22 protein-coding genes are annotated in these 24,014 nt (G+C 62.7%); 12 read left to right on the forward strand and 10 right to left on the reverse strand.

The annotated features are described in order from the left end of the window. Nucleotides 1-134: 134 nt before the first annotated feature. From F8A90_RS09415 to fliD, 3 genes are all read right to left on the reverse strand, one after another. Nucleotides 135-500 carry a flagellar protein FliT gene (locus F8A90_RS09415; protein ID WP_200016815.1) on the reverse strand — a complete coding sequence of 122 codons (366 nt, stop codon included), beginning with the start codon at nt 498-500 and terminating at the stop codon, nt 135-137. A gap of 2 nt (nt 501-502) precedes the next feature. After that, entirely contained in the window at nt 503-904 is a 402-nt protein-coding gene (gene fliS / locus F8A90_RS09420; protein ID WP_200016816.1) for a flagellar export chaperone FliS, read from the reverse strand. Nucleotides 905-1,071: 167 nt separating this feature from the next. Beyond that, nucleotides 1,072-2,529, reverse strand: a complete 1,458-nt coding sequence (gene fliD, locus F8A90_RS09425; protein WP_200016817.1) for a flagellar filament capping protein FliD — start codon at nt 2,527-2,529, stop codon at nt 1,072-1,074. A 402-nt stretch (nt 2,530-2,931) separates the two neighbouring features. On the opposite strand from fliD, the gene rbsD reads away from it, so the two are divergent. The 8 genes from rbsD to F8A90_RS09465 all read left to right on the forward strand — a co-directional run bounded on the left by rbsD (nt 2,932) and on the right by F8A90_RS09465 (nt 12,409). Further along, nucleotides 2,932-3,351 (forward strand): D-ribose pyranase, encoded by a 420-nt coding sequence (gene rbsD, locus F8A90_RS09430; protein WP_200016818.1) that lies wholly within the window; start codon nt 2,932-2,934, stop codon nt 3,349-3,351. Further along, nucleotides 3,351-4,982 carry a sugar ABC transporter ATP-binding protein gene (locus F8A90_RS09435; protein WP_200016819.1) on the forward strand — a complete coding sequence of 544 codons (1,632 nt, stop codon included), beginning with the start codon at nt 3,351-3,353 and terminating at the stop codon, nt 4,980-4,982. The genes rbsD and F8A90_RS09435 overlap by 1 nt, the downstream gene beginning before the upstream one ends. Then, the gene (gene rbsC / locus F8A90_RS09440; RefSeq protein WP_107334720.1) at nt 4,982-5,959 is read left to right on the forward strand and encodes a ribose ABC transporter permease; all 978 of its coding nucleotides are present in this window, start codon (nt 4,982-4,984) and stop codon (nt 5,957-5,959) included. The genes F8A90_RS09435 and rbsC overlap by 1 nt, the downstream gene beginning before the upstream one ends. Before the next feature lie 122 nt (nt 5,960-6,081). Next, on the forward strand, nt 6,082-6,975 hold the full coding sequence (gene rbsB, locus F8A90_RS09445) for a ribose ABC transporter substrate-binding protein RbsB (protein ID WP_200016820.1): 894 nt from the start codon (nt 6,082-6,084) through the stop codon (nt 6,973-6,975). A gap of 167 nt (nt 6,976-7,142) precedes the next feature. Further along, nucleotides 7,143-8,147: a LacI family DNA-binding transcriptional regulator gene (locus F8A90_RS09450; RefSeq protein WP_200016821.1), complete on the forward strand. Its 1,005-nt coding sequence runs from the start codon at nt 7,143-7,145 to the stop codon at nt 8,145-8,147. Nucleotides 8,148-8,418: 271 nt separating this feature from the next. Next, nucleotides 8,419-9,561, forward strand: coding sequence for an MFS transporter (locus F8A90_RS09455; protein ID WP_200016822.1), 1,143 nt, complete (start codon nt 8,419-8,421; stop codon nt 9,559-9,561). Nucleotides 9,562-9,873: 312 nt separating this feature from the next. Further along, a complete protein-coding gene (locus tag F8A90_RS09460; protein WP_054556589.1) occupies nt 9,874-11,085 on the forward strand; it encodes a dicarboxylate/amino acid:cation symporter in 1,212 nt (403 codons plus the stop codon). Nucleotides 11,086-11,350: 265 nt separating this feature from the next. Then, complete coding sequence (locus F8A90_RS09465; RefSeq protein ID WP_200016823.1) at nt 11,351-12,409, forward strand: hypothetical protein; 1,059 nt, start codon at nt 11,351-11,353, stop codon at nt 12,407-12,409. An 85-nt stretch (nt 12,410-12,494) separates the two neighbouring features. Here F8A90_RS09465 and F8A90_RS09470 read toward each other — a convergent pair whose 3' ends face one another. The 4 genes from F8A90_RS09470 to F8A90_RS09485 all read right to left on the reverse strand — a co-directional run bounded on the left by F8A90_RS09470 (nt 12,495) and on the right by F8A90_RS09485 (nt 17,242). Further along, nucleotides 12,495-13,028, reverse strand: coding sequence for a hypothetical protein (locus F8A90_RS09470; protein WP_054556587.1), 534 nt, complete (start codon nt 13,026-13,028; stop codon nt 12,495-12,497). A gap of 365 nt (nt 13,029-13,393) precedes the next feature. After that, complete coding sequence (locus F8A90_RS09475) at nt 13,394-14,923, reverse strand: c-type cytochrome (RefSeq protein WP_200016824.1); 1,530 nt, start codon at nt 14,921-14,923, stop codon at nt 13,394-13,396. A 2-nt stretch (nt 14,924-14,925) separates the two neighbouring features. Beyond that, complete coding sequence (locus F8A90_RS09480) at nt 14,926-16,539, reverse strand: GMC family oxidoreductase (RefSeq protein ID WP_200016825.1); 1,614 nt, start codon at nt 16,537-16,539, stop codon at nt 14,926-14,928. A gap of 154 nt (nt 16,540-16,693) precedes the next feature. Beyond that, complete coding sequence (locus tag F8A90_RS09485; RefSeq protein WP_200016826.1) at nt 16,694-17,242, reverse strand: sugar dehydrogenase complex small subunit; 549 nt, start codon at nt 17,240-17,242, stop codon at nt 16,694-16,696. 561 nt (nt 17,243-17,803) lie between these two features. Between F8A90_RS09485 and F8A90_RS09490 the strand changes: the two genes are divergently transcribed. From F8A90_RS09490 to F8A90_RS09505, 4 genes are all read left to right on the forward strand, one after another. Further along, nucleotides 17,804-18,268 (forward strand): carboxypeptidase regulatory-like domain-containing protein, encoded by a 465-nt coding sequence (locus tag F8A90_RS09490; RefSeq protein WP_200016827.1) that lies wholly within the window; start codon nt 17,804-17,806, stop codon nt 18,266-18,268. Nucleotides 18,269-18,332: 64 nt separating this feature from the next. Then, complete coding sequence (locus F8A90_RS09495) at nt 18,333-19,067, forward strand: AraC family transcriptional regulator (protein WP_200016828.1); 735 nt, start codon at nt 18,333-18,335, stop codon at nt 19,065-19,067. A 190-nt stretch (nt 19,068-19,257) separates the two neighbouring features. After that, on the forward strand, nt 19,258-20,385 hold the full coding sequence (locus F8A90_RS09500) for a DMT family transporter (RefSeq protein WP_200016829.1): 1,128 nt from the start codon (nt 19,258-19,260) through the stop codon (nt 20,383-20,385). A gap of 172 nt (nt 20,386-20,557) precedes the next feature. Further along, nucleotides 20,558-21,556 (forward strand): DMT family transporter, encoded by a 999-nt coding sequence (locus F8A90_RS09505; RefSeq protein ID WP_200016830.1) that lies wholly within the window; start codon nt 20,558-20,560, stop codon nt 21,554-21,556. Between the two features lie 119 nt (nt 21,557-21,675). Here F8A90_RS09505 and F8A90_RS09510 read toward each other — a convergent pair whose 3' ends face one another. The 3 genes from F8A90_RS09510 to codB form a co-directional block, all read right to left on the reverse strand. After that, a complete protein-coding gene (locus tag F8A90_RS09510; RefSeq protein WP_166018152.1) occupies nt 21,676-22,005 on the reverse strand; it encodes a HigA family addiction module antitoxin in 330 nt (109 codons plus the stop codon). A gap of 14 nt (nt 22,006-22,019) precedes the next feature. Then, entirely contained in the window at nt 22,020-22,313 is a 294-nt protein-coding gene (locus F8A90_RS09515; RefSeq protein ID WP_200016831.1) for a type II toxin-antitoxin system RelE/ParE family toxin, read from the reverse strand. 168 nt (nt 22,314-22,481) lie between these two features. After that, nucleotides 22,482-23,783 (reverse strand): cytosine permease, encoded by a 1,302-nt coding sequence (gene codB / locus F8A90_RS09520; RefSeq protein ID WP_200016832.1) that lies wholly within the window; start codon nt 23,781-23,783, stop codon nt 22,482-22,484. Nucleotides 23,784-24,014 lie beyond the last annotated feature (231 nt).

Consider the following 24,014-nt stretch of genomic DNA (forward strand, 5'->3'; position numbering starts at 1 on the left):
CGTCCTGGAGACTCGACTCACGGCGCGTGCGATCAAGACTCTTGCTGCCTTGTCCGTATCAGCAGTGATCGTAGCCGCCGTGATAATAGCCGTCGTGATCGTGACTTCCCTGATTGGCCCTGGCTATTCTGGCCTCAGCTGTTCTGACCGTAGCTGCCCTGAGTACAACTATTCTGGCCATAGCTGCGTGCCAGCTTGCGGCGCGTACTCACGTCCCCGAGCACTTCCTGCAACTGGCTCTGGCGCGCCTTGAGCTGGACGGTCAGCTCTGACTCCAGTGTGGTCAGCGTACGCAGGCGTTGTTCGAGCGCTTTGCGCGTCTCGGCGTTGCCACCTCGCGGCATGCGCAGCTGCTGCATCTTCTCGATATAGCTGGCCTGCCCGCCAAGTACCGCGGGCCAGTCACCCAGACGTGCTGAGCGCAACATGGCATTCATCTGCTCCAGCAGCTCATCGCATTGCTTGAAGGTGTCATCGGCGAGCAGTGCATTGCTGTCCATGGTCAGCCCATTCCCTTGTCGTGTACGGCAATCTGACGCCAGGCGTCTCCCAGCTCGTTGAGCAGACGACGCGCCTCGTCGAGCTTTTCCGGGCTGTTGCCCAGGTTGGCCTGCATGATCAGGCGCGCGATGTAGTCATACATGCGATCAAGATTGGTCGCGACCTCGTTGCCCTGCTCATGGTCCAGGCAGGCACGCAGACCTTCGGTGACGATGCTGGTCGCCTTGGCCAGCGACTGTCCCTTGGCGACCACGTCGCCGGCCTCCATCTGCAGACGCGCCGCAGCCAGCGCGCGGTCCGCTCCCTCGAACAACATCACGATCAACTGGTGTGGGCTGGCGGAAAGCACACCGGATTCCACGCCGACACGGGCATAGGCATTGGCGCCACGATAGCGACTCATGGTGATTGGGTTCCCTTGTTCATGGCGTTTGTCAGTATCTCTGTCAGATATGGAGCCGTCATCGGCATGCCGACTCGACAGCGGGCATTGCCGGACGCATCGAATCTCGCAAACGGATGGCCTAGGCCTGGGTAAGTGATCAATGTCTCAGGGTCTCAGCCCCCCGATCAGCCCGTCATGTCCCAGCTGTTTTCCAGCGTTTCCAGCTGACTGGTCAGGTAGTCACTGGTGGAAGTCAGGTTGGCCACCAGGATGTCGAGTTCCGTGAACTGTTCCCGATAACGCTCGATGGTGGCCTCGATGGTGTCTTCGGTCTGCTCATACTGACTGGCGAGACTTTCAAGCGACCCCTCGATGCCCTCCGTCGTGCTTTCCAGCGTGCCATCTTCCCCGACCACCTCTTCCAGCAGACTGGACATCTGGCTGGCGAAGCCGCTGGTGCCCGCCTCATCATCGGAGATGAAGAACCCCGACATCGCCGCCAGCTGCTCACTGTCGGCCGCCTCGATCACGGCGCTGTCGAATTCGAGCTTGCCATCGTTGGTACGGCTCACCCCCAGCGAGGAGAGCGCATAGAAATCGCCCTCACTGGTGAAATTCAGCGCCGAGGTCAGGCGACTCTCGATGGTGCGCAGCGTCGAATCGCCCAGCAATTCCCCCGCCGTCCCTTCATCGGCATTGAAGGCGGTGTAATTGTCGATGGTGTCCTGGAGATCGTTGTAGGCATTGACGAAGGTCTGCATCGCCTTGCTGACCGACTCGACGTTCTCCTTGACGGTGACCACGCTGGCTATCGTGTTCGTCTCGCTCAGGGTCAGGGACAGCCCGTCCACGGCATCATCGATCACATTGGAGGTGGCTTGCATGCTGATGCCATTGACGCTGAACTCGGCATTGCGCGCCGCGACGACTTGCTCCATCCCGCCGGCAGCCGGGTCACTGCCCGTCGTGGCGTAGCTCGCCGGATCATGGCTGAGCAGGCTATCGAGTTCTGCCACCTCGCCACTGGTCGAGAGGCTCATCACCGCCTCGTTGCCCGTCTCATCCGAGGTCATCACCAGGCGATACGGCGTGTCGGAGCCATCATTGACGATCGAGGCCGTGACCCCGAGGCCCGCCTCATTGATGGCATCGCGAATGCCTTCCAGGGTGTTGTTGCTCTCGTCGATGACGATGCTGGCACTGCGCTCGGCGTCCGCCGTATAGCTGCCATCACTGGCCAGCGTGCCCAATGACAGCGTCAGCGTGGTCGCGGTGCCATCACCGATGGCCTCATCACGACTCGCCTGCCCAGCCGTCGCCAGACTCTGCGCCTGCGCCAGTTGGGTGACAGCCACCGAATAACTGCCCGCACTCACTTCCGAGGTTGCCGTGGCACTGACACCCGAGCCACTGGCGGTGGTCGTCATGCCGGCATAGGTCTCGGCATCGGCCAGCGCCGCGGCGGCGGTATCCAGCGATTCCAGGCGACTTTGAATCGTGCCCCAGGCCGACAGCTCGGCCTCGTAACTTGCCTGCTGATTCTCGATTGGCGTGAGCTTCTGACGCTCTGCCGTTTCCAGATCCGTCAGCAGACTGTTGAGGTCGAGCCCAGAGCCAATCCCCAGCGATGAAATCGTCGCCATATGCACCTCTCGATAGGGTGAAGGTATTCTCACATGCCCGCTGGACCGCCATCAGGCGAAAAAGCACGCATACCGGGCGTATTTGTCTGTCTGAGTGTTGGGGCTATCGGCACAGGATTCGTGAACTTGAGGGATTTCTTGTTCAGATGTTTTCTATGTGAGCACCTTCATCTTTCGATCACCTTCTTTTTCGATCGTCTCCTTTTCGATCACCTTTGATTTGCCCCTCCCCGAGCGCACCCCGCGCTCGACCTCAGACTACAGAAAGGTAGTCACCCTACAGCGCCTACGACGTATCGCTTACCGCACCGCAAACGTTTGCGGTTCATAATTGGCGCCATTGTGAACCAGCGGATTCAGACACTGGATCGACTCATTCCTGCTTTACCCAAGGACTGCGACGTGAAACGACACGGCATCTTGAACGGACCTCTCAGTGGCCACCTCGCCCGTCTCGGCCATACCCACACTGTGGTGATCGCCGACGCCGGCCTGCCGATTCCCGAGGGCGTGCCCTGTGTCGATCTCGCGGTGATTCCCGGCCTGCCCGCCATGCTGCCGGTGCTGGACGCCCTGCTGGCCGAGCTGTGCATCGAGGCCACGACCCTGGCCGAGGAGCTGCCGGTCAAGAGCCCCTCCTTCCATGACGCCATCGTCGAACGTCTGGACACCCTGGACCGCCTGTCCATGGCACCGATTACCCGCCAGCAGCTCAGTCATGAAGCCTTGAAGGCGGCGCTGCCCGAGGCGAGCGTCATCGTGCGCACGGGCGAGTGCACGCCGTACGCCAACGTGATCCTGCACTGTGGAGTGCCCTTCTGATGCAGAGCCATGCACAACCGCGGGTGCTGATGGCACTCAAGGGCATCGACAAGGGCTTCTCCGGGGTCAGCGTGCTCAAGGGTGTCGACCTGACCCTGCGCGCGGGGCGCGTGCATGCGCTGGCCGGCGAGAATGGCGCCGGCAAGTCGACGCTGATGAAGATTCTCTCCGGCGTCTATCGCTATGATGCCGGCACGCTGTGGCTGCGTGACGAGGAAGTGGTCTTCACCACCCCGCGCCAGGCGATGGACTCTCGCATCGCCATCATCCACCAGGAACTCAATCTGGTGCCGGGCCTGTCCGCCGGCGAGAACATCTTCCTCGGCCGCGAACCGCGTACGGCAATCGGCACCGTCGACTGGAAGCGCTTGCATCGTGATGCCCGCCAGCTGCTGGATCGCCTGCGCCAATCGCTGGACTCCCGCACCGCCGTCAGCGAGCTGAGTATCGGTCAGCAGCAGATGGTCGAGATCGCCCGCGCCCTGTCGCTGGACGCCGAGATCATCATCATGGATGAGCCCACCGATGCGCTGACCGACATCGAGACCGAGATTCTCGCCGAGGTCGTGGCCGAGCTGCGCGCGGAAGGTCGCTCGCTGGTGTTGATCACCCATCGCCTGAACGAGATATTCAGCATGTGCGATGAAGTCGCCGTGCTGCGCGATGGCCAGATGATCCACCAGGGACCGACGGCAGAGCTGGATGAAGATGGCTTGATCCGCCTGATGGTCGGTCGCGAGCTGGCAGAACGCTACCCTTACACGCCCGCCAGCCCTGATGGCGAAGTGATGCTCGAGGTGAAGGATCTCGAGGCGCCGGGCGTCAAGGGCATCAGCTTCTCGGCACGCCGCGGAGAAGTGCTCGGCTTTGGCGGCCTGATGGGCGCCGGGCGCACCGAACTGGCCCGCGCCCTGTGCGGCGATACCCGCATCAGCGCCGGCAGCGTGCAGCTGCATGGTCAGCCGGTGCGGTTTTCCTCGCCGGCCGAGGCATTGGCCGCGGGCCTGGTGTATGTGCCGGAAGATCGCAAGCAGGCGGGCCTGATTCTGGCCCACTCGGTGGCCAGCAACATGTCGTTGAGCGCCCTGCCGAGCTTCTGTGGCGCGTTCGGGCGCATTCGCCATGGCGAGGAAGCCGCCGCCGTCGAAAGCTTCGTCAAGAGCATGCAGATCAAGGTCAGCAATACCGACCAGCCGGTCGATACCCTGTCCGGCGGCAACCAGCAGAAGGTGTCGCTGGCCAAGGCACTGATGCCGGCGCCGGAGCTGGTGATTCTCGACGAACCGACCCGTGGCGTGGATGTCGGCGCCAAGCGCGAGATCTACCTGCTGATCAATGAACTCAAGCGCCAGGGCAAGTGCGTGCTGCTGATCTCCTCCGAGATGCCCGAACTGCTGGGTCTGGCCGATCGCATTCTGGTGGTCGCCGATGGGCGAATCTCCGGCGAATTCAGCCGTGAGAACGCGACCCAGGAAGCGATCATGACCGCGGCCTCGGGCCTCGAGAGCCCCCTGAGCAGTGGCAACGACGCCGCGAATGGCACATCAATGTCCAGCGCAGCATCACGCGATACCGTCCGCCCGTCTTCTACCCCCGATTCCTCCGCTTCCCGCCACGAGATGCCGAACTGATGTCTACTCCTTCTTCCTCTGCCGCCAGCGGCCGCCGCCTCGACGTCATGCGCCTGCTGGTCGACAACAAGGCACTGATCGCGCTGGCCCTGCTGATCGCCGTGAGTGCCGGCCTGTCCGACAACTTCCTGTCGTCTGACAACCTGCTCAACGTGCTCCGCCAGACCAGCATCAATGCCATCATCGCCATGGGCGTGACCTTCGTCATTCTCACCGCGGGCATCGATCTGTCCGTCGGTGCGGTACTGGCGCTGACCGGGGCCTTCGCGGCCTCGATGACCGCCGCCGGTCTCTCCCCCTGGTTGAGCGTACCGGGCACCATCATCGCCGGTGCCGGCCTGGGCGCCATTTCCGGTCTGTTCGTCGCCTTCGGTCGTATCCAGGCCTTCATCGTCACGCTGGTGGCGATGACGGTGCTGCGCGGTGCCACGCTCGTCTACACCGATGGCCGTCCGGTTTCCATCGGCGTCAGCGAGGCCGCCGACAGCTTCTGGAATCTGGGCGGCGGCTACTGGCTCGGCGTGCCGATCCCGATCTACATGATGTTCTTCGTCTACGTGCTGTGCTGGGGCGTGCTGCATCACACCCGCTTCGGGCGTCACGTCTATGCGGTCGGCGGTGGTGAGAAGGTCGCGCGCCTGTCCGGCATCAACGTCAATCGCATCAAGATCAGCGTCTATGCCATCGCGGGTGCCTTCGCGGCACTGGCCGGTGCCATCCTCGCCGCGCGTCTGGGCTCGGCACAGCCGAATGCCGGTACCGGCTATGAGCTGGACGCCATCGCGGCGGTCGTCATCGGCGGCACCAGCCTGATGGGTGGCCGTGGGCGCATCTTCGGCACCTTGATCGGGGCACTGGTGATCGGCGTGCTCAACAATGCGCTGAACATCATGGGCGTTTCCAGCTACTACCAGATGATCGCCAAGGGCGCCGTCATACTGCTCGCGGTACTGATCGACAGCCGCGCGCAGAAATAGAAGAGCAAGTAAGTAAGACACGACACGGTTTCATTCCCGGCAGCATCGAAGACCCTCGCCCCCGTGCGCCAACCACGGGGGCCCTCCAGCGGGTCGCCGACAACAACGAAAGGACCATCGCCATGAAAAAACTGCTCACCTCCACGCTGACGACCGCCATCACTGCCGCAGGCCTGAGCATGATGCCGGTACAATCCGCCATGGCCGACAAGATCGCGCTGGTGGTCTCGACGCTGAACAACCCGTTCTTCGTCAGCCTCCAGCAGGGTGCCAAGGACAAGGCCGAGGAACTGGGCCACGAACTGATCGTGCTGGATTCCGGCGATGACGCCGCGCGTGAGCTGTCCAACGTCGAGGACGCCCTGTCCCGCGGTGTCGATCTGCTGCTGATCAATCCGACCGACTCCGATGCCGTGGTCTCCAGCGTGCGCACCGCCAATGGCCGTGATGTGCCGGTAGTGACACTGGATCGCAGCGCCAATGGCGGTCGTGTCGCGGCGCACGTCGCCTCCGACAACGTCGCCGGTGGCGAACTGGCGGGCAATTTCATCGCCGAGAAACTCGCAGGCAAGGGCGAGATCGTGCAGCTGGAAGGCGTCGCCGGCGCCTCGGCCACGCGTGATCGCGGTGAGGGCTTCATGAAGGCCATCGACGGTCAGTCAGGCCTCAGCCTGGTCGCCACCCAGCCGGCCAACTTCAACCGTACCCAGGGCCTGAACGTGATGGAGAACTTGCTGCAGGCGCATCCGGGCGTGAATGCCGTCTTTGCCCAGAACGATGAAATGGCGCTCGGGGCGCAGCGTGCCCTGCAGGCCGCCGGCAAGGACATCCTGCTGGTCGGCTTCGATGGCACCGATGAAGGCATCAAGGCCGTGCAGGCCGGCAAGATGGATGCCACCGTCGCCCAGCAACCGGCATTGATCGGTAGCCTCGGCGTCGACACCGCCGACAAGCTGCTCAAGGGCGAAGACGTCGAGAAGACCATCTCGGTGCCGCTCAAGCTGATCACCGAATAAGCGATCCCACGGCTCACGCCGCCTGCATCGCGAAACAGGACGCCGGCCACTGGCCGGCGTTTTTCCGTCTTTTGCGTCTTTCCATCAAGGGCGTATCTTGCTCGACTCGCAGGGCCAGTGACGCCCGCTCGACTTTCACCATCAGGCTCACCACCAGGGATAGAAAAGTGATTCGACTCAAGGATGTGGCGGCACACGCCGGGGTTTCGGTGACCACGGTGTCGCATGTCGTGAATGCCACCCGCCCGGTGGCCAGAGCGACCGAGGCCCGGGTACGCGAATCGATCGCCGCGCTCGGCTATCGACCGGACAGCGTCGCCCGCGCGCTGAAATCCAACCGCAGTCGCACCCTGGGGATGATCGTCACCAGCGCGCACAACCCCTTCTTCGCCGAAGTGATCCGCGGCGTCGAGGACCGCTGCTACCAGGCGGGCTACAGCCTGATTCTGTGCAACAGCGACGATATCGATGCCAAGCAGCTCAGCTATCTCGAGACGCTGCGGGACCGCCGCATCGATGGCCTGGTGGTGATGACTGCCGAGAACGGTGCCGGCTTTCTCGAGGCGCTCAGCGCCCTGCCGCTGCCCACGGTGATGATGGACGCCGAGCCCCAGCCGGGCTGGGACATGACGGTGGTCAATGATGATTCACGCCTGGGGGGCAGGCTTGCCATTGAGCATCTGCTGGGCCGCGGGATCGAGCGCATCGCCCTGCTGACCGGGCCTCGTGATCATGCCCGTTCCCGAGAACGCCTGAGCGGAGCACTCGGGGCACTCAAGGCTGCCGGCCTGGGCGTACCGGAGGACTGGCAGATCGCGACCCAATTGATGCTGGCCGACGGTCATCGCGCGGCCCACCTGCTGCTGGCCAATCCGGCCGACAGGCCCGATGCCATCTTCGCCTTCAATGACCTGCTGGCGCTGGGCTGTCTGCGCGCCGCCCAGGACCTGGGCATTGAAGTACCGCAGCAACTCTCGATCATCGGCTACGACGATATCGAGATCAGTGCCTACCTCTCACCCGCGCTGACCACCATCCGCCAGCCGATCTATACGCTGGGCACCACGGCAGTCGATCAGCTGATCGCGCGCCTGGAGGGCACTCCTTTCCCGGGCCAGACCCAACTGGCCCCGAGACTGGTGGAACGCGACAGTGTCGCGCGGCCAGAATAGAGGACAGCATCCATACCGGATCAGCATCAAACATATCAAACAACAACATTTCTCTTATAGGTGAACACTGCCTACTCTGCCTCTCATGAAACACCGCTGCCACGACTGGCAGCACGAACATGAGGACACGCTAGTGACAGGCACTTCCCCTTCGAGCACTTTCCCTTCGGGCACTGCGCGAACAGATACTGTCCAGGCAGGCACTGACACGCCGACATCGGTACCAGACGCCGACAGTACGCCCGCCATTGGCCGCGGCTTGCTGTTGCTGATGGCGATCGCGGTCGCCGCGACCGCCGCCAATCTGTACTACAACCAGCCGCTGCTGGCAGAGATGGCCAGCTCACTGGGTGTGAGCCATGGCATGGTCGGCCTGATTCCCTCCGCAACCCAATTCGGCTACGCCGCCGCCATCCTGCTGATCTCGCCGCTGGGCGACACCATGGACAGGCGCCAGCTGATCCGCAATCTGTCCATCACCCTGGCACTGGCCTCACTGGGCATCTTCCTGGCCCCCAGCTTCTGGCCGCTGTTGCTGGCAAGCTTCGTGGCCGGGCTGGGCGCCAACATCACCCAGCAGCTGATTCCGCTGACCGCCTCGCTGTCCACCCCCGAGGCCCGCGGCAAGAACATCGCCACCCTGATGACGGGGCTGACCATCGGCATACTGCTGTCACGCACCCTGAGCGGCAGCATCGGTGAATACTGGGGCTGGCGCAGCGTCTTCCTGGTCGCCGCCATCATCACCGTCATCATCGGTGTGCTGCTGCATCGCCACCTGCCCAGCCGTGCGCCAGCCGTGCAGATGGCCTACCCCAGACTGATCGCCTCGATGGGCACGCTGTTCAAGCAACATGCCCTGCTGCGAGAATCCGCGCTGACCGGCGCGCTGTGGTTCGCGGCCTTCAATGCCATGTGGGCGACGCTGGCCATTCACGTCACCGATGCGCCGTTTGACTACAGCGTCCAGCAGGCGGGACTGTTCGGCATCATCGGGCTGGCAGGCATCTTCGGTGCCAAGGCGGCGGGCCGGCTGGTCAATCGTGTCGGCGCGGGGCGCCTGATCAGCTTCGCCCTGGTGATGGTGGCGGCGTCCTTCGCGGTGCTCGGCCTCTGGGGTGACAGCCTGGCCGGACTGATCGTCGGCATCATCCTGCTGGACCTGGGCGTCTTCGCGGCCCAGATTCCCAACCAGGTACGCGTGTTCTCGATCGACCCCAAGGCCCAGAGCCGCATGAACGCCGTCTACATGCTGTGCTACTACCTCGGTGCGGCAGCCGGTTCCGCCATCGGCGTCAAGATGATGAGCGTGTATGGCTGGCAGGGCATGTCGCTGTTCGGGCTGGCACTGGCAGCAGTGGCACTGGTGCATCATGGTGTGAAGCAGCGTCGCTCGGCCTCTTCAACACAGTGAGATCAGGACAGTGAGATCAAGACAGTGAGACGAGAGCGCAAGCGAAGCGCTGGGTGGGCAAGCGAGGCGCGAAGGAGAGAAAGCGCGAAAGTGATGAAAGCGAAGCGATGAACGGCTGAGAGCCTGAGATGGCGCCTGGTCAGCACGTCGAGTCATGGGCATTCACACCCCATGCCACGGCAGCTGGCCAGGCGCCTGAAATGGTGGCGCAATTCAGGTAAACTCTGCGCGCCATTTCGGTGCGTCGCCGACGTGGTACGCGATTCACGACCCGTTATCGGGGCAAGAACCCGTCAAACCCTCGAGATCCACATGAAGCTCATCGTCAAACTTATCCTCGGCATCATTGCCGGCCTGCTGATCGGCCTGATGGCCCCGGATGCCCTCGTACGTGCCGCGCTGACCGCCAAGGTCATCATCGGCCAGCTGATCAACTTCACCATCCCGTTGATCATCCTGTTCTACGTCATGAGCGGCATCGCGTCGCTGCCGAAGAATTCCGGCGCCATGCTGGGTCGTACCGTCGGCATGGCCTACGGGTCGACGATTCTGGCCGGCATCTTCGCCTTTCTGGTGGCCAGCAACCTGCTGCCCGGCATGCTGTCCGGCATGGCGCCGGTCGCTGAAGGCCGCGATGCCCTGACTCCCTTTCTCGATCTCGAAATCCCCGCGGCACTGCCGGTGATGACGGCCCTGGTGCTGGCCTTCGTGTTCGGCGTGGTCATCAGCCGCCGCGAACTGCCGACCCTGAAAAGCGCCGTCTTCGAATCGCGTGAAGTGGTCGAGGTGTTCCTCAATCGCGTCATCATCCCGCTGCTGCCCCTGTTCATCGCCGGCACCTTTGCCGAGATGGCCTACGAGGGCAAGGCGCTATCGACTCTAGATACCTTCTGGAAGGTGCTGGTGCTGGCGATCGTGATGCACTGGATCTGGCTGAGCACGGCCTACCTGATCACCGGCCTGATCCAGCGTCGTTCTCCGCTGGGCCTCCTGCGCAACATGCTGCCAGCCTACCTGACGGCGCTGGGTACCATGTCGTCGGCGGCGACCATTCCGGTCAGCCTGCGTCAGACCAAGGCCAACGGCGTCAGCGATGAAGTGGCCAACTTCAGCGTGCCGCTGTGCGCCACCATCCACCTGTCCGGTTCCACCATCACCATCGTCACCTGTGCCACCGCCGTGATGATGATGAGCCACAACCTGGCACTCGCAAGCCTCGGCGAAGTGATTCCGTTTCTGATCATGCTGGGCCTGACCATGATCGCCGCGCCCGGAGCACCGGGCGGCGCGGTGATGGCGGCGCTTGGCGTGCTGGGCAGCATGCTTGGCTTCGGCGAGGCGGAACTTGGCCTGATGATCGCGCTGTATCTAGCCCAGGACAGCTTCGGCACCGCCACCAACGTCACCGGCGATGGCGTGATCGCGCTGTGGGTCGATCACTTCGCACGCCGCGATGGTGTAGTGGCCACGCCGGAGCCGGATGCCGCGACCGGTGAAGCCCCGGTGGCACGCTCACAGCCGTGAGCTGGGCCGTTCGCCCTGTCAGTCAGACGCCTCTTGATTGATACGAGACGTGCTGGCAATCACCAAAAGCCCCGCCTCCTTTCGGAGGCGGGGCTTTTTCATGTCCGCAATCGCGCTGCATGATGGCGGGCATGGCGGCGAGGTGAGACATGACGCCGCGCCGTGCCTGACACCCACAGGCCAAACGGCTACCATTGGCGCCCACGCGCGAGCGCTGTCATTGCTGCCGTACGCCATCACCCTGTTACCGTTGCCGGAGTGCCAGATGTCCCTGCTTTCCCCTGCGCTGTCCTGTCTTACAATATCGCTACCGATATCTCGCCCGCGTCTGGCGCGCATGTTCGCCACCCTGTCGCTCACCACTGCCAGCCTGACCCTCGCCCAGCACGCCAGCGCGCTGGAGATCGGCATGCCTGCCGATGGCGGTGTCAGCGTAAGTCCCGCCGTGATGCTCGAAGCCGAGGGCACCCTCGATGACCAACTGAGCAGCCCGCTGATGCTCAAGCAGTTCTCGAGCCACGAGGCCGTGGAGCAAGGGCTGAGCGACGGTAGCCTCGACGCCGCCTACCTGACACCGCAGATGCTCAAGGCACTGGCCGAAGGCGGCATGTCACTGCGAGTGCTGGATGGCGCGGATCTCGACGATGTCAGCCTGGTCGCGCGTGACGAGCTGATCCGCTACACCGAGTTGTTCGAGCCGCAGGAGCTGCTGATCCGCTTCCTCAATGACACCACGCGTGCAGTGCGAGTGGTGATGAGCGATGACGATGCACGCTCGCATCTGGCCTTGAAGCAATGGGTCGAGGTCAAGGTCGGCTCCAGCATGCAGCTGGTCAGCCCGCGCTCGCTGGAAGAGCTCGAAGGCGATGAATATGTCGGGGATGCGCCCCAGGCGCTGATCAACAGCCGCAAGATGCACGCTGCCTTCCTCAACGGCGATGACGCGACGCGTCTGGTGGCCTTGCATCCGCTGTCCAAGGACTGGCTGCCACGCGCCGACATGCTCGACCTGCCGCGCATGCTGCTGGTGAGTCGCGCCGATATCGAGGATGCGAGCCTTGAGGCCGAGCTCGAGTCGCTGGCCGTTGAGCACGCCCGCATGCAGCAGAGCCTGCATGGCGAGGAGCCGATGAAGCTTGCCTTCACGCTCAAGCAGGCCTGGCCGGCGGATGCCGGTGAGGCACCGAGCCTGCCCAGGGTGGTACATGCGCTGAATGGGCGCTCGATCCCGAGCGCCGATATGCGCACCGCCCTCAAGGACTGGCTGGGTGAGCAGCAGGCCGCGGTCAGCTGGCCTGATCTTCAGAAGCAGACCCGGCAGTAGCCCCACCAGTCACGCCTGCCACAGGGCAAATCACAGACACAAAAAAACCCGCCGATTGGCGGGTTTTTTCGATCAACGGCAACGATCAGGCGTCGAGGGCTTCAGCGATCTGGGACTGAGCCTTCGGGCCGATGCCCTTGACTTCAGAGATCACGCCATCAGCGTGAGCCTTGCGAACCTTGGCGACGTCGTCATAGCCAGCGTCAGTCAGGGCACGGATGGCGGCAGCGTTGAGGCCGAGGTCTTCCAGAGAGGCCGCGTCGGCTTCTTCGGTCGCTTCCTCGACGGCTGCGCCCATCGGCATCATGCGAGACTGGGCGATGGCCTGTTCGCGTGCCAGACGTGCCTTGTACTGCACCAGCTTCTGGTTGAATTCGTGTTCGACCTGCTTGCGGTGCTTGTCAGAAGCTGCGGCTTTCTCGCTCAGGCGTTCGTTGCGAGCACGCAGGTCTTCGACTTCCTTCTTTGCCTTGTCACGGGCATTACGGAGCTTGTCGGCTTCCTTGCTGGCTTCACGCAGCTGACGCTCCAGCTCCTTGATGCGGGCGTTCTGGTCCTGCTTGGTGTCCTGCTCCTGAAACAGGGATGCAAGCTGGTCGTCAAGATTAGCGTCGGTCATACTGCTATGTTGCCTCGAATAATTGATAAAGAGCTAAAGTCTGGGCGCACATTCTACCGCAGTTCTTCAGTTTGTGCTGCATTTGAGCGCAACCCGAGCGGGATGAATGTGAATCGGAGGTCCTGCATGGGGCAATATTACCCCAACTGTGTGACATCGCCAGTCACGGATGATCCAGTCTCGGATGAAACTGTGCGCTGGATGAGACTGTGCGCTGGATGAGACGGCACTGAACGCACACGGCAACCACACTCTCGGCGCCATGGCGCAGGTCACGGAAAAGACAGCCCGTTTTCATGGACTGTCTTTTTCGCGGTTACAAAGCACTTGTTCAGGCCTGTCAGCAGAGACATCAGTGCCTGGACTCAGTGCTTGCGCCAGTCCTCGAGCTTGTCGCTCAGCTGCTGACGACGCGTGTCGGGCGATGCCAGCGCTTCGGACTGATGACCTTCCCCGAAGCGATTCTCGAGATAGTCCATCAGGTTGATCAGCTCATCGTCGGTCAGGCTGTCATCGAAAGCCGGCATGAAGACACTGTGGCCATTGTTCTCACGCTGCACGCCATTGAGGATCGCCTGAGCCAGATTGTCCGGATAGACACTGCCGGTCACGCTGTTGTGGAACAGGGACGGGTAGTAGCCATCCTGAGTGCCGGCGCCATCCGCGCCGTGGCACATGGCGCAGTGGCCAAGATACAGACGCACACCCGGCGTGGCGTCGGTCAGCTGACCGATCAGGTCTTCATCATCGGGGCGCTTGTCCAGCGGCTGACCGCGCAGCAACAGCACGTCATCGGCCGGTGCACCCTGATTGAAGCGTGTGGCGACCTGCGGCTCGCTTTCGGCCTCGCGATCGCCATCATTGACCGCCTCGCCCTGCTCGCCCTTGCCATCCACCGCCGGAATCGACTTCAGATAGACCGCGATGGCGCGCAGATCATCTTCACTCATGTGACGCATTGAGTGCTCGACCACATCCGCCATCGGGCCGCCAGCCTGCGCCTTGCCCTTGAGGTTGCCGGTCGCCAGATAGGTCTGGATATCCTGCTCGCTCCAGCTGCCCAATCCGTCCTTGTGATCAGGTGTCAGATTGAAGGCGCGCCAGCCTTCGATCATCGCCCCACCCAGATAGCCTTCTTCCTCACCGGTCAGTGCCTTCTCCTGGAAGGCGACGCCGCGCTCGGTATGACAGCTGCCACAGTGGCCCGGCCCCTGGACGAGATAGGCGCCACGGTTCCAGTCGGCGCTCTTCTCGGGGTCATCCTGCCACGGCTCCAGCGGCGAGAAGATCTCTTCCCACAGCGCCATCGGCCAACGCATGTTGAGTGGGAACGGAATCTCGCTTTCGCGGTTGGGCGTGCTGCTCGGCGTCACGTCATGCATGTTCCAGGCGTAGAGCGCCTTGATGTCCTCATCCGTCAGACGGGCATAGGACGGAAACGGCATCGCCGGATAGAGGTTGTGGCCATCAGCGGCTTCACCCTCGCGCAGCACACGGGTGTACTCCTCGAGGGTGTAGTTGCCGATGCCGTGCTCGGTATCCGGGGTGATGTTGGTGGCGTAGATCTCGCCCACCGGGGTCTCGAAGCCGAGGCCACCGGCATATTCATCGCCGTCCTCGGTGCTGTGACAGGCCGCGCAATCACTGGCGCGCGCCATATACAGCCCCTTCTCGATCAGCGCGGGGTCATGGGTGGCGGCCTTGTCGGCTTCCACCTGCCTGGCGTGCTCGTCCTCGCCGCTGCCACAGGCACTGAGCAACAAGGCGCTGGTACCCGCAATGGCGGCCAGACGGACGGCACGAGTCAGGCGTGCGGGGCGAAGGATCGGGCGGGCACCACGACCTTTCTCATCAATGGCATCACGGGTGCCAGCAGTACGGACGTGCGGAACCATGCTTATATTTCCTGTTCGAGCAGATCGGCAATACGCAGAGACAACGCCGCGATGGTCAGGGTGCAATTGACCGACCCGACGGTGGGCATGCTGCCGGAGCTGGCGACAAACAGATTGTCATGGCCATGCACTCGGCAATCGCGATCCACCACGGAGTCTTTGGGGTTGTCTCCCATCAGGGTCGTACCGCAGATATGCTGGTTGTTGGAGTACTCATCACGAAACGCGATGTCGGTGCCTCCCATCAACTGAGCGATACGCGCATATTGTTCACGGGTATGCGCGGCGCTGCGTTTGACGTAATCATCGATAGCATAACGGAATTCCGGGCGCGGCAGGCCGAGGGCGTCACGTTTTTTTGACGGCGTGATGCGATTGGCAGCTTCCGGCAACAGCTCGTGGAAGCTGTCGAACTGCACATAACGGCTGGCGCGGTTATCGATCTGTGCCTGCAGTTCCGCGCCGAGCCTGAGCGGTGTTTCCGACAGCACCTCCGTGGTCATCTGCTGCGTGCGGGCAATATTGGACAGATGCAGCTTCTTGGACGCGAAGTCCTTGCGGAAGTCGCCGTCGCGCCAGGTGATGATCGAGGTCATCTCCTGAGGGCCTCGCCCAGCCCACAGCGGCTCATCGGCCAGAAAGCTCACCCCGGTGCCGGGATGGTCCATAAGATGCCGGCCGACCATGTCGTTCTGGTTACCCACCCCATCGGGGGTATGGGCATTGACCGACATCTGCATCAGCTTGGGCGTCTCGATACCATTGGCCGCCAGCACCACCCGCGCCGCACTCAGGCGATGCTGCTTGCCGTCGGGGTCCAGATAGCGCACTTCACGAATCTTGCCGCTGGCATCGCTTTCCAGGTGATGCACGATGGCATTGTCGATCAGCCGGGCACCGGCGCGCTCCGCCTTCTCGACATGGATGATGCCGGAATACATCGCCCCGATCGGACAGATGGGCATGCAGTTGTTGTTGCCGCAGCAGGTCGGCCGGTCATCATAGGGGCGGCTGTTGCGCGCCACCGGCTCGGTGACCATGTCGAAGCCGTGGGGATTGATGCGCTCGCTAACCCGCCGCTCGTTCCACGACAGCGGCAGAGGCGCCATCGGATACTCGGCGCTGCGCGGGCTGCCGAGATCGACATCATTCGGCCCCCAGACACCCAGCGCCACCTCGGCCCGGAAGTAATAGTCTTCCAGATCGTCATAGCCGATCGGCCAGTCGCGCCCGACGCCATACTCGCTCTTGAGACGGAAATCGCTGGGCAGGAAGCGCCAGGCCGAGGCCGCCCAATGCCAGGTAGTACCGCCGACGGCGCGGATATACTGGGCGTCATAGGGCTGCTCGCCCTTCTGCACCAGATAGTCGGCATTCTCGCCGTAGAGCATCGGATGGGGCGCTGCCTTGCTGGCAGGATAGGGCCCCATGAAGTCCATCTTGTTGGCCTGGTTGCGGAAGCGCTCGACAATCTGCCAGCGCTGCATGCGCGGGCCTGCTTCCAGCATGATGACCGACTTGCCGGCCTCGGCCAGGCGATGTGCGATCAGGGCACCGGCGACACCAGACCCGACCACGATCACGTCGGCATCATACGAACGGGATTCCTCGGCCATGCAGGATTCTCCTCGGGAAAAGGGTAACAGCAACGGGGCGGTCAGGACGCCCCTGAAAGGTCTGGCAGGCAAGCGATGTCAGAAGCCGAGGTCCAGGCACGGGGCCAAGGCCCGGCCATCCACCACGCGCAAGCCTGGGGAAAAGCGTGGCCGCTCAGGCCTTGGGTGCCTCTGCCCAGAAGCCCGGACGATTGGGGCAATAGGTACGCACCACCTGCACATCGCGCGGCCCCGCATACATGCCAGCGCGTTCGAAGGCGATGACCTCGGCGGCAGGGTCACTAATCGACTTGCCAACCGTGCCCAGCATCCAGGCCTGCAAAAGACGTCGCACCAGCGCTATCTCGCCGTCGCTCAGGTCTTCCTTTTTCAGGTACTCTCGCGACTCGCCCAGGGCCAGCAAGCGGGTCTTGAGGTCCGGCAAGCTGCCGACGCCAGGCACTCCCTCGGCCGGAATTCTCGCCAGCGCCTCGAAATAGCGCTGACCCAGCCGCTCATCCAGTGTCTTGTCGCTGAGCAGCCAGCGCGACAGGGCCATGAACGTCGCGAAGGCACTGTCATCCTGCGTCTGTTGCTCGTCATCGACCATCTCGGCCAGGGCCTGAAGCGACAGGCCGCCGAACATGGCAATGCCTGCCCCACCGAGCCCCAGTTTCAATAGTTGGCGACGTGAAGAATCAGTAGCGCTCTGGGATGTCGACATGCGGCCCTCCCGGACAATGAATGGTTCACCCGACGCCTGCGCAGCGTGCGCAAGGCGGTACTGCCACCTGAGCTGCATTCGAACAGCCCTCAGGCAAGTCTTGTGAGGTTGTGAACAGCTCTTGAGCAGCCCTTGCACAGGGTTTGATGAACAGCATGGTAACAAGCGCCGTTACGTTATAGACAAACGTATAATGAACAAGGAGTTCCTTTTTTAGCAACTCCAGAGTCATGCTTTGCGCAACCCAGTCAGTCCACAGGCAAACGCGTCCTGTTGGCCTACTTACAAGAGTCGGTGGAAACCGCGAAAGTTACCAGCGGATGCCGATGCCTGACGCGAAAGTCACACTCGCCTGCCTAGCGCTCGCTGGCAGTTCCCTGACTGTGCTCGGCGCAGTAGGATGTGGGGCAAAGGCAGCCGGTGTCGCCAGACCGACTCGCTCACGAGCTGCCCACCATTCGACGACTTCAGGGAAGACTCGCCATGCTTCGTCACTTGCGTACTCCGCTCGCTCTGCTCATGTGTACCGCCGTTCTTGCCGGGTGTGAAAGCGCCTCGCGCATGGCTGACAGCATTTCACTGCCGGACTTCGGCTCCTCCTCCCGGACCGAACAGGATGAGCAGCGCGTCCAGCGTAGCGTCGCCTTCCCGGAGGCGGAGTACGCCAAGCTCGACAAGACCGGCACCTCGGTGATCAAGGGCCGCATGTCCTACGACTGGCAGGGCCAGACGATCTACGCCAACCGGGCAGGCATCTCGATCGCGCCGGTCACCACCTACTCCGCAGAAGCGGCGGAACTGGCGCTGGCAGGCAAGACGGCGTCTCGTGCCGATCCCCGTGCCCAGGCCTACACCCACCTCGTGCGCACTGACAGCAATGGCTACTTCACTGCCACTGGCCTGCCCTCCGGCACCTTCTATGTCGCCGGTGTCATCCAGTTGCCGGACGGCACACGCAGCCCGCTGATTCTCAGTCAGGTGCAGGTGGGCAGTGGCCAGACCCGCGACATCGAGCTGAGCCGCTGACGGCCTGCATTTTTCTTTTGCTCTGCTTGCTGCCCTTGGACCGCCGGATGAAGGCCACCGCACCATGACGACGCTTTCGCTGCGCGCCTATACCCCGCAGGCCACGGTTCACGACCACGACCACCACCAGCTGGTGCTGCCGATCCGCGGCCATCTCGATATCCAGGTCGGCAGCCATCACGGCACCGTGGTCACCGGCGAGTGCGTCATCATTCGCCCAGGAGAGTCACACCTGTTTCATGCCAAGGACGCCGCGCGTTTCATCGTGGCAGACCTGGACTACCTGCCCGACAATCTCGCGGCGTCGCAACGCGTGGTGTTCTCAATCAGCACCCTGCTGATGAACTACCTGCTGTTTCTCGAAGCCCAGCTGCAGGGCGAGGTCGACAAGCACATCAATCAGCTGTCCATCGCGCTGTTTCTCGGCCTGTTGGAGAAGCAGACCTGTGATCAACGTGTCGATCGTCGTCTACTCAGAGTGCTCGACATCATGAATGCGCAGCTTGAGCAGCCCCACGACGTAGCATCACTGGCCAGGCTCGCCCACCTGAGCCCGACCCAGTTTCACAAGGTGTTCCGCGACAATCTGGGCGTCAGCGTCAAGCAGTACCTGACCGCGAGACGCATGGAGCGCGCGCGGGCACAGTTGATCCATACCGATCTCAGCGTCCAGCAGGTCGCCGAGGCCGTCGGCTATCAAAACCTTTCCGCCTTCTCACGGCGCTTTTCCTGCTACTTCGGCCAGTCCCCGCGCGAGATGACGCGCCAGTATTCGAGTCTCACTCCCGCGAATGACTGAATGAGCGACTGACTCGATCATCTGGACGACCGATTGAGTCCCCGAACCCGGCAGTCAATCACCGCACTCTGGCGGTCCATGACGTTTTGCTTCTCCTGGCAGAACAGAGCGTAGTTTCAGCACAATATATTCTCGCGATGAGGCGTAATCTCGTGCACACCGAGACACACTTCATTGCGAGCCATCCACCATGCAGCACTCCTTCTCCCGGACGCCCTTCCGCCCAGCGCTGGAACGCCAGATCGGCAACCTTTCCGTCCTCACGGCCGCCCTGCTATGGGGCACGACCGGCACCGCCGCCCACTTCAATCAGGATGTCAGCCCGTTGGCCACCGGCGCCTTCGCCATGGGCTTTGGCGGCATTCTGCAGGCCGTGCTGTCGCGACGAATCCTTCATGCGGAACTGGCCGCCCTGCTGGTCCACAAGCATCTCGTGCTGTGGGCAGCGCTGTTCATCATCGTCTACCCGCTAGCGTTCTATTCGGCCATGGAATACACCGGCGTCGCGATGGGCACCGTGATCACCATCGCCACGGCGCCGTTGGCGGCGGCGGTGCTGGAATATGTGCTGGATCGCAAGCGCGTCAGTGCGCACTGGTACGCGGCGCTGATACTGGGCATGGCCGGCGTGGGGCTGATGGCGATGGGCGAGACACGTCTGGCAGATACGGCGGCGCACGCCACTGCCAGCGGCGTTGCCAGCGAGAGCCGCAAGCTCATCGGTATCGGGCTGGGCGTGCTGGCCGGCGCGAGCTACGCCACCTATTCGCTGCTTGCCAGACGCATGATGCTGCTGGGCGTCCATCGCCGCGCGGCCATGGGGGCGATGTTCGGCTGTGCCGGCGTCGTATTGTTGATCGGCCTGGCCATCAGCTGCCTGTTCCTCGATCCGCGCCTGTTCGCCACGCCGATGAATTCGGCGGTCGCCATCTACATGGCGCTGATCCCGATGCTGCTGGCCAGCCTCATCTTCGGGCGCGGGCTCGCCAGCGTGCCCATCAGCCGGGTGACGGTTCTGACCATGTTCGAGCCACTGGTGGCGGGCCTGCTGGCCGTCATCGTCGTCGGCGAGCAGTTCACGCTGATGGGGGCCATCGGCATGGTGCTGATCATGACCTGCCTGATGCTGCAACTGCGTCCGCAGGCAACGCAGGCGTCGATGGCCAGCCCGCAGGCAGACCTCGCGGCCTGGACGACGCCAGACACCGCCTCCGACGCTCTGGTTGAGACACAAGGCGACACGGCCTGTTGGGGTGAGCGTGAATCGTGGAGCGATAACGACCAAGGATCGCCGCCATGGCATCGTCACGACGCCTGACGGCAATGAGGGTAATGAGGGAATTGGTGGCAAGCCACGTTGGACGCACTGAGCGGCAGCCAGCTGGCGTGACGCATCACCTGGCCGAAAGTGGTTTCAGCACACTTTCTCCAGGACTCATGCCGCGACTGAAAACGGCCACAGGATTGGCAAGACACGCAAGGACATCACCATGACAACCACTCGCTCCGATATCGCGGCCTCTTCAAGGTCGACCGACATGGGTAGCTTGGCCGTTCTGTTTGCCGCGCTGCTGTGGGGCACCACCGGCACGGCGGCCCACTTCAATCAGGATGTCAGTCCGTTGGCGACCGGCGCCTTCGCCATGGGCGTCGGCGGCCTGCTTCAGGCAGTGATCGCACGGCCCAATATCATCGGCTGCCTGGGCCTGTTGATGGCGCAGAAGGGCCGGGTATTGCTTGGCGCTGTGTGTGTCGTCATCTACCCGCTGGCCTTCTATTCCTCCATGCACCTGGCGGGTGTCGCCATCGGCACGGTGATCACCATCGCCACGGCGCCACTGGCCGCGGCGATTCTCGAGCGCCTGTTCGGCCACCACCGACTCACGCTGAGCTGGTACATCAGCCTCGCGCTGGGCATTGCCGGTGTGGTGATGGTGGCGATGGGCGAAACGGCCACTCATGGCGGGGACATTGCCGCGGTCAGCGCCGCTGGAGACCCGATGGCGGCAGGGTCAGGGAGCGTGCCTGACGCTGACTGGCAACGTCTGGCCGGCATCGTGCTGGGCATCATCGCCGGAACCACTTACGCCGCCTATTCGCTGATCGCCCGTCGCATGATGGACCACGGCACCCACGCCCGCGCGGCCATGGGCAGCCTATTCGGTGTTGCCGGTATCGCGCTGATCGCAGGCCTGGGCGTGAGCATGCTGGTGGCAGACCCGCGCCTGTTCGCGACGCCCGGCAACACGACGGTCGCGCTCTATATGGCGTTGGTGCCGATGTTCCTCGGCTATCTCGCCTTCGGCTATGGCCTCAAGACCGTCGCCGCCAGCAAGGCCACCCTGCTGACACTGTTCGAACCGCTGGTCGCCGCGCTGCTCGCCGTGACCATCGTCGGGGAACATATCGCTCCGCTCGGCTGGCTCGGCATGGTGCTGATCGCTGTCTGTCTGGTGATTCAGGTGAAGCCGAAACGATCTGAAGAATGACTGAAGCCTGAATGACAGAAAGCCCCAGCCTGATCCTCAGGCTGGGGCTTTCTGTGTTACTGGACATCAACTCTCGGCCTCACGCCATTCCGATCTCTCGCCGTGAAGCGCGCGTGACGTCAATGCGAGGCAAGCTCGGCGGCATCGACCTGTGGTGTTATGCGACGCACGCCCTTGGCATCCTGCGCGTAGGCACGATGACGCACATCCCAGAGCTCCACGGCATGCTGAATGTTGAGCCAGAACTCCGGCGTATTGCCTAACGCAGCCGCCAGCTTGATAGCCATCGGGGCCGTCAAGGTGCCCTTGTCATGCACGATACGACTCAGGGTATTTCTGTGCACTCCCATCGCCTCGGCCAGGGTGCGGATGTCGATGTCCATCGGCTCCAGAAACTCTGCCGCCAACATCTCGCCTACCGTCAGTGGGCGCCGCTGGGTATTTCTCATCACTGCTACCTCCTCTAGCCCTTGTAAGCATGCGGGTCTAGATATGTTTGATGGGCAATCCCTGCCTCCCATCGAAAGATGAGCCGATACTGCCTGTTGACGCGAATCGCGCAATAACCTGCGAGATTGCCCTGTAGATGCTCGAAACGATTGCCTGGCGGAATCCTCAAATCAGACTCCTGGCTTGCGGCATCGAGAATCTGCAACTTGCGATAGAGCGAACTTGAGAGCGCCGCAGGTATCTTGCGGTGGCCAACATCTTGCTCGTAGAAGCTCTCGAGCCACTCATCCCTGAATTCCACCGCCATGGCAGCACCTTTTTCCCTCATTCTATGCACAACCATGTTGTGCATCAAGTGACTCTCCCCTGAGGTGGCTCTCCCCTGACGCTTCTTCACACATGAAAAACGCCCAACGAGTCCAGGACTCGTTGGGCGCTTCGTATGCCTCTACCCTTCACATCAGCGCTCAGCGACTCACGCCGCCGTCTTGTTGGCCAGCTCGACCTTGGCAAGCTTGATCAGCCCGCCGTAGACGACGAAGGCGACCACGACACCCACGACGGGCGGCATGAAGGGGGAGCTCCAGGCACACAGGCAGGCGATGGCGTAGGCGGCGAGGCCCGGCCAGTGGTAATCCACCTTGGGCATCTCAGCGAGGCGCGGGTACTGGCTCTTATGACCCAGCCAGAAGTTGGCCATGATCACGCCGCCGATCGGCGGAATGAAGGTACCGAGCAGAATCAGGAACGGGATCAGCCACTCATACATGCCGAGTACCGCCAGCACCGTGCCGATGGCCGCGCCGCCCAGAGTGACACGCTGACGATGCGGGGTACGCAGCAGATTGCAGCCGGCGATGGCGAAGTTGTAGATGGTGTTGTCCTGGGTGGTCCAGATATTGAGAAACAGCATCAGCACGGCGAGGCTGACCAGCCCCTGGGCGATCATCACATCGACGATATCGGCCTGCTGATAGATCATCGCGCCGAGCGCACCGGTCAGCACCATCAGGCCATTGCCGACGAAGAAGGCCGCCAGCGTGGCGATCACGGCGATCTTCGGCGAGCGCGCGAAGCGACTCCAGTTGGTCGCCTGGGTGCCACCACTGATGAAGGTACCGATCACCGCCGTGATGGCGGCGGTCAAGCTCATGGAATCCGTCGGCGTCAGTGCCGCAAGTCCTGCCATGCCGCCGACATCGACCATGCCGGTGTAGAGACTGAACAGGATGAACAGCAGCATGGCCGGCACGGCGACCCGTGACAGCATGTCCAGACCGCGATAGCCGATCATCGCCGTCAGACAGAAGGCGAATCCGAAGATGACCATCAGCGGCGTGGTCAGCCATTCCGGCAAGCCTAGCGTCTTGACCAGCACGATGGCGATGGTCGCGGTGCCCCAGGCGTACCAGCCGATCTGGGTGAAACCGAGCACGAAGTCGGACAGACGACTGCCCTTCTCGCCAAAGCACAGGCGGCCCATCAACACCGAGTTAAGGCCGCTCTTGCAGGCGATGTAGGCCAGCGCCGCCGCATAGCTCCCCAGCAGCAGATTGCCGATCACGATGATCCACATCAGCTCGTTGAGTTCGAAGGCCGCGCCCAGTGACCCACCGGCCCACATGGTGGCGGTGAAGAAGGTGAAGCCGAGCAGCACCATCGAGGTAGAGAGCAGCCCACGTCGTGCCGAAGCGGGGACTTCGCTCAAGGGATAGTCATTGCCCACAGCCGAGGCCAGCGGTGCAGTCTGCGAAGTTGATGAGCGGTCATCTGCCATGCGGGATATGTCCTTGGACTCGTACAAGGTGTCGAGTCTCTTCGTGTTGGGCCGAACTGGCCGGGAATGACGTCGCGATGCCTTGCCGTCCTGCCGCGACGGACACCTTCCTGACGCCCTGGCTGACAGAGCTGGCAGCGAGCGGAAATGTCATCGGGAAGCGACTGGCGGGGCGTGGCGCACGCTACCCTACCACTACGCAAGAAACGCGCCAGCCCTCGAAATGGCTGA

It is taken from the genome of Cobetia sp. cqz5-12 (assembly GCF_016495405.1).
Lineage (GTDB): Bacteria > Pseudomonadota > Gammaproteobacteria > Pseudomonadales > Halomonadaceae > Cobetia.